The sequence below is a fragment of the Hyphomicrobium sp. 99 genome (genome assembly GCF_000384335.2).
In the GTDB taxonomy this organism is placed as follows: Bacteria; Pseudomonadota; Alphaproteobacteria; order Rhizobiales; family Hyphomicrobiaceae; genus Hyphomicrobium_B.
In genome coordinates this window covers 350,644-364,185 of record NZ_KQ031382.1, presented here as the reverse complement: position 1 = coordinate 364,185, position 13,542 = coordinate 350,644, and the positions used below count along the sequence as shown (strand labels likewise).

The 13,542-nt window shown below is 60.1% G+C and carries 12 protein-coding genes; 5 read left to right on the top strand and 7 right to left on the bottom strand.

Annotated elements, in window-relative coordinates; genetic code table 11:
• The first annotated feature begins 32 nt into the window (after positions 1 to 32).
• The 3 genes from holA to G359_RS20865 all read left to right on the top strand — a co-directional run bounded on the left by holA (position 33) and on the right by G359_RS20865 (position 2,629).
• Positions 33 to 1,079 (top strand): DNA polymerase III subunit delta, encoded by a 1,047-nt coding sequence (holA, locus tag G359_RS02110; RefSeq protein ID WP_045834784.1) that lies wholly within the window; start codon positions 33 to 35, stop codon positions 1,077 to 1,079.
• A gap of 64 nt (positions 1,080 to 1,143) precedes the next feature.
• Positions 1,144 to 2,142: an adenosine kinase gene (locus tag G359_RS02105; protein ID WP_045837545.1), complete on the top strand. Its 999-nt coding sequence runs from the start codon at positions 1,144 to 1,146 to the stop codon at positions 2,140 to 2,142.
• A 193-nt stretch (positions 2,143 to 2,335) separates the two neighbouring features.
• Positions 2,336 to 2,629, top strand: a complete 294-nt coding sequence (locus G359_RS20865; protein ID WP_045834783.1) for a hypothetical protein — start codon at positions 2,336 to 2,338, stop codon at positions 2,627 to 2,629.
• Between the two features lie 117 nt (positions 2,630 to 2,746).
• Here G359_RS20865 and coaA read toward each other — a convergent pair whose 3' ends face one another.
• The 7 genes from coaA to mnmE form a co-directional block, all read right to left on the bottom strand.
• A complete protein-coding gene (gene coaA, locus G359_RS02095; protein ID WP_045837544.1) occupies positions 2,747 to 3,724 on the bottom strand; it encodes a type I pantothenate kinase in 978 nt (325 codons plus the stop codon).
• A gap of 38 nt (positions 3,725 to 3,762) precedes the next feature.
• Positions 3,763 to 4,095 (bottom strand): phosphoribosyl-ATP diphosphatase, encoded by a 333-nt coding sequence (locus tag G359_RS02090; protein ID WP_045834782.1) that lies wholly within the window; start codon positions 4,093 to 4,095, stop codon positions 3,763 to 3,765.
• A gap of 115 nt (positions 4,096 to 4,210) precedes the next feature.
• Positions 4,211 to 5,089, bottom strand: a complete 879-nt coding sequence (locus G359_RS02085) for a ParB/RepB/Spo0J family partition protein (protein WP_045834781.1) — start codon at positions 5,087 to 5,089, stop codon at positions 4,211 to 4,213.
• Positions 5,090 to 5,158: 69 nt separating this feature from the next.
• Positions 5,159 to 6,004, bottom strand: coding sequence for a ParA family protein (locus G359_RS02080; protein WP_045834780.1), 846 nt, complete (start codon positions 6,002 to 6,004; stop codon positions 5,159 to 5,161).
• 4 nt (positions 6,005 to 6,008) lie between these two features.
• Positions 6,009 to 6,680, bottom strand: a complete 672-nt coding sequence (rsmG, locus tag G359_RS02075; protein ID WP_245279901.1) for a 16S rRNA (guanine(527)-N(7))-methyltransferase RsmG — start codon at positions 6,678 to 6,680, stop codon at positions 6,009 to 6,011.
• A 46-nt stretch (positions 6,681 to 6,726) separates the two neighbouring features.
• Positions 6,727 to 8,682, bottom strand: a complete 1,956-nt coding sequence (gene mnmG, locus G359_RS02070) for a tRNA uridine-5-carboxymethylaminomethyl(34) synthesis enzyme MnmG (protein WP_045837543.1) — start codon at positions 8,680 to 8,682, stop codon at positions 6,727 to 6,729.
• 136 nt (positions 8,683 to 8,818) lie between these two features.
• A complete protein-coding gene (mnmE, locus tag G359_RS02065; protein WP_045834778.1) occupies positions 8,819 to 10,132 on the bottom strand; it encodes a tRNA uridine-5-carboxymethylaminomethyl(34) synthesis GTPase MnmE in 1,314 nt (437 codons plus the stop codon).
• 75 nt (positions 10,133 to 10,207) lie between these two features.
• Between mnmE and G359_RS02060 the strand changes: the two genes are divergently transcribed.
• Both G359_RS02060 and G359_RS02055 read left to right on the top strand, forming a co-directional pair.
• The gene (locus G359_RS02060; protein ID WP_045834777.1) at positions 10,208 to 12,226 is read left to right on the top strand and encodes a thioredoxin domain-containing protein; all 2,019 of its coding nucleotides are present in this window, start codon (positions 10,208 to 10,210) and stop codon (positions 12,224 to 12,226) included.
• Positions 12,227 to 12,328: 102 nt separating this feature from the next.
• Entirely contained in the window at positions 12,329 to 13,300 is a 972-nt protein-coding gene (locus tag G359_RS02055; RefSeq protein WP_045834776.1) for a sterol desaturase family protein, read from the top strand.
• Positions 13,301 to 13,542 lie beyond the last annotated feature (242 nt).

Sequence of the window (13,542 nt, the reverse complement as noted above, 5' to 3'; positions counted from 1 at the left end):
ATTCAGGGTTTCAGCCCTGGAAGAGCACCTTGATGGTCGCCGTCAAACCACAACAAGCCCCAGCCTTCATGAAGGCGCCGCCTGCTGATCTGGCGGCCGCGCTGTTTCATGGGTCCGATCCGGGTCTGGTGAGCGAGCGGGCGGCGGCGCTTGCGAAAAGCTTGGCGGCCCGACAGAACCCTCCCGGCGAAATCCTGAAGATCGACGAAACGGAACTCGACGAGGACCCTGGGCGCCTCGAAACCGAGTTGCAGACGCGTCCCATGTTTTCAGGCCGCCGGATCGTCCGCGCGATCGCAAGCCGGCGCGTTTCGACCGCACTCTTGAAGCCGCTTCTCACGTCAGGGCCGCTCGAGGGCCTGCTGGTTGTCGAAGCGGGCAATCTCAAAGCGGATGACAGTCTTCGATCTCTTTTTGAATCCCAGGCCGGGTGCTTCGCCGTTGCCTGCTACCCCGACAGCGCCGCGGACATCGACACATTGATTTCCGAAGTCCTTGCATCGTTCTCGTTGAAGATCGAGGGGGACGCGCGCGCCTTGCTCCAAAGCCGACTTGGCGCCGATCGCGCGCTTTCGCGAGCCGAGATTGAGAAGCTCGCACTTTTTTGCCTGGGGCGGCCTTCGATCACGCACGAGGATGTCGAAAACCTGGTTGGAGATGCGGCTGGGCTGGCGCTCGAACGCATCGCTGAAGCCGTCGCCGAAGGACGCACGAAAGATGCGATCAGCGATTTCGGCCGGGCTCTCGCGTCAGGCGAAAATGCGCAGGTGATCATCCTGATCGTGCAGAGATACTTCCTGAAGCTGCATCGTGTCAGAAGCGATGTGGATGGAGGCTTGCGTCTCGACGATGCGCTCAAATCCATTCGGCCGCCGTTGTTCTTCAAGCAGAAAGACAGCTTCGGCCGCCAGGTGCGCAGCTGGTCGCGGGGACAGCTCGATCAGGCGCTTCGGCGCATTGCAGAAGCGGCCAAGACGGCGCGTCTCACGTCGAGCTTGGAGGACGTCGTCGCCGAGCGCTTGATTTTGGCGCTCGCATCGATGGCAGCGATGTCCTCGGCTGCGGCGGGCGGCCGCTAGCGCACAGCTTGCGACGGCTTCTTGCGTCCCTATAGTGCCTGCGCAAATGGCAAGGGGGACGACAATGACTGACGCGCGTTACGACGTGATCGGGATCGGTAACGCGATCGTCGATATCATTGGGCGATGTGACGATGCCTTTCTCGCCGACGTCGGCGTGACGAAGGGAAGTATGCGTCTCGTCGATGCCGAAGAAATCAAAAAAATCTATTCGACGATGGGACCCGGCATTGAGATTTCGGGCGGATCGGCAGCCAACACCATTGCCGGCATTGCCTCATTCGGCGGACGCGCGGCATTCATCGGAACCGTTGCGGACGACGAATTCGGAAAAGTCTTTTCTCACGACATTCGCTCGATCGGCGTAGCGTTCGATGCACCCGTCGTTTCGAACGGCGCGCCGACATCGCGCTCTCTAATTCTCGTGACGCCCGACGGCGAGCGCACGATGAATACGTTCCTCGGCATTTCGACGAGCTTGGGCGAAATGCAGCTCGATTTGGAAATGATACGCGCTGCATCCATTCTTTATCTCGAAGGATATTTGTTCGACGAGCCGCAAGCGAAGGCGGCATTCCGGTCGGCACTGCAAGCTGCAAAACGTGCCGGGCGTAAAACTGCGCTTACACTTTCGGATGGTTTTTGCGTCGATCGTCATCGCGGTGAATTCCTCGAACTCATTCGCTCAGGCATCGACATTCTTTTCGCCAATGAATCGGAGATCAAATCTCTCTATCAAACGGACTCGTTCGAAGTTGCGGCTGAAAATGCGCGAGAAGACGCGAAACTCGCCGTGCTCACGCGCAGCGGAAAAGGCTCCGAGATTCATTCCGGCGATCAATCGATAACGATATCGGCATTTCCGGTCGAAACCGTCGTCGATACGACGGGTGCGGGCGATTTATATGCGGCCGGATTCCTATTCGGATATGCGAAGGGATTAAATCTGGAAATCGCCGGAAAGCTCGCGAGCCTCGCGGCGTCCGAAATTATCAGCCACATCGGCGCCCGGCCGTCCATTTCGCTCGCCGAATTCGCGAAGCAGCACGGCATCATTTCATAGGCCGAAAGGTTGTTGCAGACGCCGATTCCGGAAATTCCGAAATATCAATTCTGACTGAATGGCGCTCAGAAGGAGAATGTATAGGGGGTGAAACGAGTCCAATTGGGTCTCGAATTTATTCTCCCTGGAATTGGCGAATGTAATCCCGCAATCTCGAAATCAACGAATCGCTTCGTTTCGAGGTTCGCTCAAAATGCTTCACTCTCCCATTCGCCGCGGCCGCCCGAAAGGTACCGGCATCGATGATAGCGACCGTATTGCACGGCTGGACGAGTTGCTGAGGGTACATCCGGAATTGAGACCAACCACCGCTATACGGTTGATGGGATATTCAAACCCATCGGCGATCCGCCGCCTGCGCGATAAATACAAAGTCTTTACGTTGAAGACGCGCATCGAGCTTTCAAAAGACCTTCGGGGGAGCACGCCGGCCGCGGCGGGGCTTTCCTCCGAGCAATCGCCTCAGGCGATGCAGCCGGGTCGCTGAGCCCTTTGCGCAAACACGATCCATTCTGACAATTCGATATCTGAGCCTTCCTGTGATCACTCATGGGCCGCTTCCCCAGGCGGCCCATTTTTTTTGGCATTTCACCTGAAAGAGAGCTCAGAGCTTGCGAAGTGACGCCACCTCGACGCGATGGCTTTCGCCCTTTTGCAAAATCAACTGGGCGCGTCGGCGCGTCGGAAGAATGTTCTCTTCGAGGTTTTTCAGGTTGATCTCGCGCCATAGCTTCAGCGCGACGCGGCGCACCTCATCGGGTGCGAGCGCCGCATATTTGTGGAAGTAGGCGCCGGGGTCGCGAAACGCGGTGCTTCTCAAGCGCATGAAACGGGTCAAATACCATTTCTCGATCACGGCCGGATCAGCGTCGATATAAATCGAGAAGTCAATGAAATCGGACACGAATGGGATCGTGCTACCGTCTTTCGGCATTTCGGCAGGCTGGAGAATATTCAAGCCTTCGATCACGAGGATATCGGGGTGCTCGACATACACTTCCTGGCCCGGAAGAATGTCGTATTGGAAGTGCGAATAAACGGGCGCCCCCACTCTCGACACGCCGGATTTGACGTCACCCAAAAAGCGCAAAAGGCGCTCGGTATCGAAGCTTTCGGGGAAGCCTTTGCGCTCCATCAAGCCGCGGCGTTGAAGCTCGGCATTGGGATAGAGAAAGCCATCGGTCGTCATCAGGTCTACACGCGGATGGTCCGGCCAACGCGCCAGAAGCGCGCGCAACACACGTGCCGTCGTGCTTTTTCCGACGGCGACGGACCCCGCAACGCCGATGATGAAAGGGACTTTCGTATCTTTGCGGCCAAGGAACTCTGAGCTGACCGAATGCAGCTTCTGAGCGGCTGCGACGTAGAGATTGAGAAGGCGCGACAACGGCAGATAGATCTGCTCGACCTCGTCGACCGACAGCTCTTCGATGATGCCGGAGAGCTGCTCGAGCTCATTCGACTTCAGCGTCATCGGCGTATCGGCGCGAAGCCTCGCCCACTCCTCACGCGTGAAGACCCGGTAGGGAGAGAAGGGGACACTTTCGGGACGGCGCGCTTCCTCACGCGCCTGCAGCTGCACTTGCGCCTTCGCCTTCGTACGAGGAGCGGCGCGTGTTTTCACGATGTGCCTCTGCTGCGGGAAGCCTTTTCTTCCAGTCCCGATGTGCCCATGCGGCCGTCGAGAACCTTCAGGATTTCTTCGAGAGAGACGTTGCGAGATTCAAGCAGCACGAGAAGATGATAGAGCACGTCGGCCGCTTCGGCCTTGAGCGCCGCCGTATCGGTTCCCATCGCAGCGATAACTGCCTCCACCGCTTCCTCGCCGAACTTCTTGGCGCAGCGCTCGGTCCCGGCGGTCAGCAGTTGAGATGTATATGACTTTCCACTCATATCGGAACGCCGCGAGTGGATGAGCGCGGCAAGACGCTCCAACGTGTTCTCTTCACTCATGTTTGTGTCTCGTGCAGTTGGGCTCGAGCGCCCGAGCCTTTCGGCCCGCACAGCATCAAGTCGCCGCGAGAGCGTCAAGCGGCGGCTTCAGAATTGCGATAAAAAGCTTAAAAACTCAACCTCCGCCAAGGCGTTGGCGGATGTAGTCGAGCTGGTCGAAGTTGCCGTACCGGATCGTGAGGGTGCCGGTTTCGCCCGATCCGCGGCGGACTTCGACCTTGAGCCCTAAGAGATCGGTCAGTTCTTTCTCAAAGGCTTTCGTATCGGCATCCTTGTCGCGGGCGCGCCGGTTGCCGCCGGTCGGGCCCTCTTCGCCGAAGGTCTGCTGGACGAGCGCTTCGACGTCGCGGACGTTCAGGCTGTCGTCTATGATCTTTTTCGCCAGCGTCTCTGCATCGGCGCGGCCGATGAGGGCGCGGGCGTGACCGGCGGTGAGCTGACCCTGCTGGACCAGCGACTGGACACCCGTCGGCAGCTTCAAAAGCCGGAGCGTGTTGGCGACGTGGCTTCGGCTCTTGCCGATGATTTCGGAGAGCTGCTCCTGGCTGTAATCGAAGCGCTCGACGAGTTCGCGATAGCCCGAGGCCTCTTCGATGGCGTTCAAGTCCTGGCGCTGGACGTTCTCAATGATCGCCAGCTCGAGGACTTCGCGGTCGCTGAGCTCGCGGATGATCACCGGGATCGTATGCATCCCGGCCTTCTGCGCTGCGCGCCAGCGGCGTTCGCCAGCGACGATTTCGTAGCCGCCCGACATGCCGTTCGGCCGCACGACGATCGGCTGGACGAGACCTTTGGTGCGGATCGATTCCGCCAGTTCCGCGAGTTCGTCGTCGCGGAAATCCTTACGCGGGTTGAGCGGGCTCGATTTGACTTCGGCGATCGAGACCATGCGCTGTTCGCCTTCGGGTGGAAGGCGATGTCCGAGGGGTGCCGGATCTCCGATGAGAGAGGCAAGGCCACGGCCCAGGCGGCTCTTCGGCACTACGGAATTCATCTGCTTCTTCGTCCCCTGCTTGTCAGTTTATAGCTGCAAAACCCCAGTGAATTCGGGTGTTCGCGATTCTTAGGCGGCCTTGTAGCGCCGTTCGCGTTCCATGATTTCGGTCGCAAGCCGGATATAGGCTTGGCTGCCGGCGCAATCGTAATCGTAGAGAAGGATGGGCTTCCCGTGCGACGGCGCCTCGGCGATGCGCGTGTTGCGCGGGATGACCGTGTCGTAGACCTTGTTGCCGAAGAAGGCGCGAACGTTGTCGGCGACCTCGCGCGACAGCGATGTACGCCCATCATGCATCGTCAGGACGACGCCCTGGATCTCGAGACGCGGATTGAGCGTCGCGCGGATCTGCTCGATGGAATCCTTCAACTGCGAAATACCTTCGAGTGCGAAGAACTCGCACTGGACCGGTACCAGAACCGCGTGCGCCGCGGACATGGCATTCAGCGTCAGAAGATTGAGCGACGGCGGGCAGTCGATCAGGACATACGTGAAATGCTGATCGGCATCGCGTGCGCGCTGATGTCCGATCATCGCGGTGATCGCGTCACGAAGCTTGAACGCCTTGTTCTGGTCAGTCGCGAGAGCGGCATCGATGCCCACGAGATCGCTGTTTGCGGGCACGACGAAAAGGTTCGGAACCGCCGTCTTCAGGACGGTTTCGAGGATCGCAGCGTTGCCGGTCAAAATGTCGAACGTCGTCTTGAAGCGCTGCTCGATGTCGATGCCGAGCCCGGTCGAGGCGTTGCCCTGCGAGTCGAGGTCGAGAATGAGAACCCGTTCGCCGACGGCTGCCAGCGCGGTGCCAAGATTGATCGCGGTCGTCGTTTTGCCGACGCCGCCTTTCTGATTGGAGACAGCAACGATCCGCGGCCCCGCGTTCGCACCGCCCGTGCCTGATACGTAGCCGGCCACGGGTTTATCCCTCCATCCTTGGGTTCAACGCTTTGAGCAACACAACACGGCCGGCCTCTTCCGTAACGCTTGGAATCAGCTCAAAGGCAAACTGCCAATCTTGAGCTGCGTTCTCGACTTCGGTCGCGACCTCGCGGCCCTTCAAGAACATGCCAAGCGTAGAAGACGCAAAATAAGGTGCCGCGATCTCGACCAGCCGAGAGAGTGGAGCAAGAGCGCGCGCAGTAACGCAGTCGGCCTTGCCTACCTTAGCGTGAGTCTCGGCATTTTCGATCCTCATGCACAGAATGTCCACAGCAACGCGGGTTTCGCGGGCGACCTCCCGCAGAAAAGCGGCCTTCCGGCTGTCGCTCTCGACGAGAATGTGGCGGGTGCCCCCGGTTTCGGACGCCATGATCGCCAGGACGAGACCGGGAAAACCAGCGCCGGACCCAAGATCTAGCCAGGTTCGGGCGTTTTCCGGACGGTACCTCCAGAGCTGGGCGCTGTCGGCGAAATGGCGATGCCAGATCTCGTCGAGCGTGCTCGGGGCGACGAGGTTGATGGTTTTCTGCCACCGCTTCAGAAGCGCGGCGTAAGTCTCCAGCTTTTCACGGGTTTCGCGTGAAATTCCGAAGCGGCGCTGAAATTCTTCCGGAGTATCAATGCGGGCCGGGGCCATGTCTCTTTGTTTCATCGCATTTTCTTTACGCAAACCGGTGCCCACTTTGCTTGAAAATGCTCTAGGCGCTCTTGCGATCGCTTTTGCCGCTCTTGGCGGCTTTGAGGCGGGCGAGCAGGGTCAAAAGCGCCGCGGGGGTCATGCCTTCGATCCGGCCCGCCTGGGCAATCGTCGCCGGACGATGGTGCGTAAGCTTTTGCCGGATCTCGGCCGAAAGGCTCGGAATGGCCGCATAATCGAAGTCATCCGGGATGCGGACCGCCTCGTCCCGCTTCAGCTGGGCCACATCCTCGTCCTGGCGGCGGAGATAGGCGGCGTAGCGGGCATCGACCTCGAGCTGGGCAGCGATCCCAGGCGCGATGTTGCCGATCTCGGGCCAGACTGATTTCAGACGATCGAGAGAGATTTCCGGAAAAGCCAACAAGTCGAAGGCGCTACGGCGGCGACCGTCGCGATTGACAGTGAGGCCGTGGCGGGCGGCTTCGGTCGGCGTCAGCGAGAGCTGGTTCAGGAGATCCAGGCCGTCAGCCAGGGCTTTGGCTTTTGCCTCGAACTTCCGGCGGCGCTCGGGGCCCACGCAGCCGAGGGCGATGCCTTCCGGCGTCAGGCGCTGGTCGGCATTGTCGGCGCGGAGCTTCAACCGGAATTCAGCCCGCGAAGTGAACATCCGATAGGGTTCGGAAACGCCCCGGGTAATGAGGTCGTCGACCATCACGCCCAGGTAGCCCGAAGTGCGCGAAATGGCATACGTTTCACGTGAATCCTCGACATTCGCGGCCGCTGTTTCACGTGAATCCGTTTCACGTGAATCACTAGAGGTTGAATCGCGCGAAGTTTGGCTTGCCGTCAGGGCGGCGTTGATGCCCGCAAGAAGGCCTTGGGCTGCGGCTTCCTCGTAACCGGTCGTGCCGTTGATCTGACCGGCCAGAAAGAGGCCCGGCATCCGCTTGACCTCGAGGCCCGGGCTCAGCTCGCGCGGATCGACGTAATCGTATTCGATGGCATAGCCCGGGCGCTTGATAATGACGTTTGCCAGCCCCGGCATGGTTTTCAGGAAGGCTTCCTGAACCTCGACCGGCAGCGAGGTCGAGACGCCGTTCGGGTAGATCGTGTCGTCATCGAGGCCTTCGGGCTCGAGGAAAATTTGATGCGCCGAGCGATCGGCGAATCGCACGACCTTGTCCTCGATCGACGGGCAATAGCGCGGGCCAATGCTCTCGATTTGCCCGGAATACATGGGCGAACGGGCCAGATTTGCCCGAATGATCTCGTGCGTCGCTTCGTTGGTGTACGTGATCCCGCAGGCGATCTGCGGAGTCGTCACAGCTTCGGTCAGAAACGAAAACGGCACCGGATCGTCGTCCGCCTTTTGCATCTCGAGGCCCGACCAGTCGATCGATTTGCCGTCGAGGCGCGCTGGGGTACCGGTCTTCAAGCGGCCGAGTTTCAGCCCGAGGCCGTAGAGGCGGTCGGAGAGCTTGAGGGCGGGCGCTTCGCCAGCTCGGCCTGCGGGAATTTTCTGCTCACCCATATGGATGAGGCCGTTCAGGAAGGTGCCGGTCGTCAAAACCACGGCGCCCGCCTGCAGCTCGCGGCAGTCGGCGGTAATGACGCCCTGGACGCGGCCGTCGTTAACGATGAGGTCTTCGACGCCGCCTTCGATGACGTCCAGGTTCGGGATCGCGGCGATTTCGGCCTGCATGGCCTGGCGGTAGAGCTTGCGGTCGGCCTGGGTGCGGGGACCGTGTACGGCGGGGCCCTTCGAGCGGTTCAAGAGCCGGAATTGGATGCCCGCGGCGTCCGCCACCCGGCCCATCAGGCCATCAAGGGCGTCGATTTCGCGGACCAGATGGCCCTTTCCGAGGCCGCCGATGGCCGGATTGCATGACATTTCGCCGATTGTCGCAAAGGCGTGGGTGACGAGCGCCGTCCGCGCGCCCATTCGCGCCGCAGCGGCTGCTGCTTCGGTTCCGGCGTGGCCGCCGCCCACAACAATGACGTCATACGTGCTGTTCATGGCATTGATCATGACCTGGGACCTAGCGCATCCGGGGAGCGCGCAAAAGGCGGTATGTCGACGGACGTTGCCCACAGGAGTCTTAAAAATAGGGGCTTGCGAATCCGGGAATCATTTCACGTGAAACCTTTTGGACTCACTTGCCGATGCAGAATCGACTGAAAATTTGGTCAAGGACGTCCTCGACGTCCACCCGGCCGGTAATCCGGCCCAGCGCCTGAGCCGCGCGCCGCACGTCTTCCGCCCGAAGTTCGAGGAACTCGGCGTGGCCGTTAACGAAGGCGCCGATATCATCCAGGGCATTTTCCAGTGCTTCCCGGTGACGGGCGCGGGTGAGCGCCGGTTCGGTCGCAGAGCCGACGGCTTCGGTCGCGCGTTTTGCGATCTCGGCGACGAGCTGGTCGATGCCGGCGCCTGTTTTGGCCGAAACCGCTAAGCCTTTGAACTGGGAATCAAATTCAAGATCCTGTTTGGAACGGATTACAAGACTTGTTTCACGTGAAAAATTAAGTTGCGGAATCGATTCAGTATTTTCCGTCAGCCACAGCACGAGGTCGGCGTCGCGGGCGGCAGCGAGGCTGCGCCGGATGCCTTCGCGTTCGACGTCGCTTGAGGCTTCGCGGATGCCGGCCGTGTCGGAGACGATGACGGGGAGGCCTGCGAGATCGAGCCGGACTTCGATGACGTCGCGCGTGGTTCCCGCCTCGGCTGAGACGATGGCCGCGTCGCGGCGGGCCAGCACGTTCAGCAGGCTAGACTTCCCAGCATTTGGAGCGCCGAGCAGCGCAACCCGAAACCCTTCGCGCAGAATCTCGCCGCGATGACCGTCATCGAGATGCGCGGCGATCTCCCTTTGCAGAATTCCCGCGCGTTTTCGCGCTTCGTTGAAAGCCGATAGCGAAACGTCGCCTTCGTCGGAAAAGTCGATGGCGGCCTCGACCAGCGCCGCGATCTCGATCAAGCGCGACCGCCAGCCGTCGTAGAGTTTTGAAAGCGAGCCTGACGTCTGTGCCAGAGCTTGCCGGCGCTGGGCGTCGGTTTCCGCTTCGATCAGGTCGGCAAGACCTTCGACTTCCGCGAGATCGAGCTTGCCGTTTTCGAATGCGCGACGGGCAAATTCGCCGGGCTCGGCGAGCCGGCATCCGGCGATCTCGCCCAGCGCCGATAACACGCCCGAGACGACGGCGCGGCTTCCATGGACCTGGAACTCGACGACATCCTCGCCTGTTTCCGTTTTCGGTGCCGCGAACCAGACGACAACGGCTCTATCGAGCGCTTCGCCGGACGTTGGATGCTTGATGGTGCGGTAGGCAGCGAAGCGCGGTTCCGGCAAGGGTCCCGTCATCAATTCGAGCGCGTTGCGCGCGGAGGGGCCAGATACGCGAATGACCGCGATGCCGGCGCGTCCCGGTGCGCTCGAAAGCGCGAAGATCGTTGAAGCCTCGTTCATTTGCTTCGCGTACTCGTAGACGCCGCGGGCCGCAACTCCATCCCGCAGACCAACCTAACGTCACAAGTGTGCCAATTGAGCGAAAATCGCCTGAAGTTCGAGACGAGCCCCTATCTTTTGCAGCACCGGGACAACCCGGTGCACTGGTGGGCTTGGGGACCGGAAGCACTCGCTGAAGCGAAGCGAACGGGAAAGCCGATCCTGCTCTCCGTCGGGTACGCAGCGTGCCACTGGTGTCACGTGATGGCGCACGAGAGCTTTGAAGATCCCGCGACCGCGGAGGTGATGAATAGCCTCTTCATCAACATCAAAGTCGATCGCGAAGAGCGTCCCGATATCGACGCGATCTACATGGGCGCGCTGCATCGGCTTGGCGAGCAGGGCGGTTGGCCGTTGACGATGTTTCTCGACAGCGAGGCGAAACCGTTTTGGGGCGGCACCTACTTTCCACGTGAATCACGATACGGGCGTCCGGCATTCGTGACCGTTCTTCTCCGCATCTCGGAGGCTTATCAAAATCAGCCCGACAATGTGCGCAAGAATACCGAAGCGCTCATTGCTTCGTTGAAGGATGATAGTGCTGCGAGCGATCGCGCGGCGCCGAAACCCGATGTTCGCGATCTTGTTCAGCGCATCGCGCGCGCGGTTGATCGCGAACATGGTGGTCTCTCCGGTGCGCCGAAATTTCCGCAATGGAATATCTTCTGGCTCCTATGGCGCGGCGCCATTCGCTACGACGAGAAGATTGCGAAAGACGCTGTTGTCACGACGCTTCGCCATATCGCGCAGGGCGGAATCTTCGATCATCTCGGCGGCGGTTTCGCGCGCTATTCGGTTGATGAACTCTGGCTCGTCCCGCACTTCGAGAAGATGCTCTACGACAACGCGCTCTTGATCGATCTCATGACGGAGGTTTGGCGGGAGACGCAGGAGCCTCTCTTCAAGATCCGCATCGCCGAGACTGTCGCTTGGCTCGAGCGTGAGATGATCGGTGAAGCTGGCGGGTTCGCGGCTTCTCTCGATGCCGACAGCGAAGGCGAAGAAGGCAAGTTCTACGTTTGGAGCGCGGCGGAAATCGCGGAGGTTCTCGGCGCGAATGATGCAGCGTTCTTCTCACGCGTCTATGGCGTGACGACAGACGGCAATTTTGAAGGCCATACGATCCTCAATCGTCTCGACTCGCTGGCGATGCTTTCGGAAGATGAGGAAGCGCGTCTCGCTGAGATGCGGGCGAAGCTTCTTGAGCGACGTGCATCGCGGGTTCGTCCTGGCTGGGATGACAAGATGCTCGCCGATTGGAACGGGCTGATGATCGCCGCACTCGCGCGTGCCGCGGTCGTATTTCAAAAACCGGAATGGCTGACGCTCGCCGAGAGAGCATTCACGTGTATCACGACGAAGCTCTCGGCCGGAGGTGATCGTCTCTTTCATTCGTATCGCGCGGGTCTAGCAAAGGCGCCGGCCACGGCATCCGATTATGCGAACATGACCTGGGCGGCGCTTCGGCTGTTCAGCGCGACGCAATCGGAAAGCTATCTCGCTCAAGCCCAGCGCTGGGCGGATGTCCTCGATCAACATTATTGGGACAGTGAAGGCGCAGGTTATTTCACAGCGGCCGACGATACGACGGATGTCGTCGTCCGCCTCAAGTCGGCGTCGGACGACGCTGTTCCCAGCGCCAATGCCATCCAGCTTTCGAACCTGATCGCGCTTGCGGCGCTTACCGGGGAGAGCCGGTACGACGACCGGGCCCGGCAGTTGGTAAATGCTTTTTCCGGAGCAGTGGCGCGAAGTCCAACCGGTCACTGCGGTCTTCTGGCTGCGGAACTCGATTTGGATCGTCTGGTTCAGATTGCTGTGATTGGCCGCGACAATTATCTCGCATCAGCGCTGCACCGGATCTCGTTACCGGGGGACGTGGAGTTCATTTCCGCGGCGGCTCCCAGTGTGAGCAGCCAATCTCCGCTTGCAGGGAAAACGAGCATAGACGGCAAATCAACGGCTTACGTGTGCGTTGGGCCAACGTGCAGTGCACCTTTGCAGGACGCAGATGAATTTCTCGCGCGGTTGCGCGCGGCACGAATTGCAGAATGAATCTCTTTGATGTCTCTTTACCGCGTTGAAACGTCTCAGAGTTCAAACGCTTGGCTGAAACAGCCTCCGAGCGATATAGAGGTTGGGTAGAAAGGCCGCCGCATGAAAACTCTTCGTGAAGTCGTCCGATACGGCTACGCCCCCTTTATGATGTTCGGGTTGACGTTCGCCGCCTACTGGGTCGTGAGCGAACTGGTCGTAGCCCGCGGAAATCAGTGGGCATATCTCTGGCTCATTCCGTTGCTGGCCACGGCCTATGCAACCTCATTCGCAGCCGAAAAAATCGCGCCGTTCTTCGATGAGTGGAACGACCACCACGAACATGGCGACATGGCCACGAACACCGCGCACATCGCCGTCTACGAATTGTCGGCGATGAATGGCGTGTTCCTGATCCCGGTCATCTGCTGGATCTTCCCGTTCCAGGGAATTTGGCCAACGCACTGGCCGATGTGGACGCAAGTGCTGATTGCGTTTGTCGTCGCCGACTTCGCTTTCATGATGATGCACTACTTGAGCCATCGCTATGCGCCGCTGTGGAGGCTGCATGCGGTCCATCACGGTGTCGGCCGGCTCTATGGCTACAACGGCGTCATTCGCCATCCCATCCATCAGACCATCGATATGGTCGTCGGCAACATGCCGCTCGTGATCATCGGCATGCCTGTGCCGGTTGCGGTGGTGCTCGGGTTCTTGATCTCGGTCACGCTGATCGTGCAGCATTCGAATGTCGATGCGCGGCTTGGGCCGCTGCAGGGACATCTGTCGATCGGCCGCTTGCATCACATGCACCACGTAAACTGGGGCACGGAAGGCGACTGCAATTTCGGTCTGCTTCTGACAATCTGGGACAAGATGCTCGGGACCTTCAGCGACAAGCCGAAGCGTGAGATCACGTCCAAGGATTTGGGCGTCGACGAACTGCCGAATTTCCCGAAGGGCTACGTCGAGCAGCTGCTGCTGCCGTTCTACTACGAGCCCGGCAAGGGCGAGCCTGAGCGATATAAGAAGATGGCTGCCGCCAAGACGCCGGCGCAGGAAGCCCGCGACCAGATCCTGCACGCAGCGGAGTGATCGGGTTTCGAAGCTAGCTCACAGTCGCAAACTTCGTTTTCTGTTATGTCGGGCAGGGGGTTGCCCTATCTGTCGTGATCCCGGCGCAGGCGGGATCCGCGGCCACGATCAGCGCATTTTTTAAGTGCGCGCGGTCGGTCCGGAACTGAACGCATCCACCGAACTTGTTGAAGCTTGTCTGGGTGCCGACCTCCGTCGGCATGACGTTGGTTGTGGCTGCTAGAGCCGGGACCCTGGACCGC

Bases quoted from the DNA above. Each gene is read 5' to 3' on its own strand.
- holA (WP_045834784.1), top strand. From the start codon at position 33: ATGGTCGCCGTCAAACCACAACAAGCCCCAGCCTTCATGAAGGCGCCG.
- G359_RS02105 (WP_045837545.1), top strand. From the start codon at position 1,144: ATGACTGACGCGCGTTACGACGTGATCGGGATCGGTAACGCGATCGTC.
- G359_RS20865 (WP_045834783.1), top strand. From the start codon at position 2,336: ATGCTTCACTCTCCCATTCGCCGCGGCCGCCCGAAAGGTACCGGCATC.
- G359_RS02090 (WP_045834782.1), bottom strand. From the start codon at position 4,095: ATGAGTGAAGAGAACACGTTGGAGCGTCTTGCCGCGCTCATCCACTCG.
- G359_RS02085 (WP_045834781.1), bottom strand. From the start codon at position 5,089: ATGAATTCCGTAGTGCCGAAGAGCCGCCTGGGCCGTGGCCTTGCCTCT.
- rsmG (WP_245279901.1), bottom strand. From the start codon at position 6,680: ATGAAACAAAGAGACATGGCCCCGGCCCGCATTGATACTCCGGAAGAA.
- mnmG (WP_045837543.1), bottom strand. From the start codon at position 8,682: ATGAACAGCACGTATGACGTCATTGTTGTGGGCGGCGGCCACGCCGGA.
- mnmE (WP_045834778.1), bottom strand. From the start codon at position 10,132: ATGAACGAGGCTTCAACGATCTTCGCGCTTTCGAGCGCACCGGGACGC.
- G359_RS02055 (WP_045834776.1), top strand. From the start codon at position 12,329: ATGAAAACTCTTCGTGAAGTCGTCCGATACGGCTACGCCCCCTTTATG.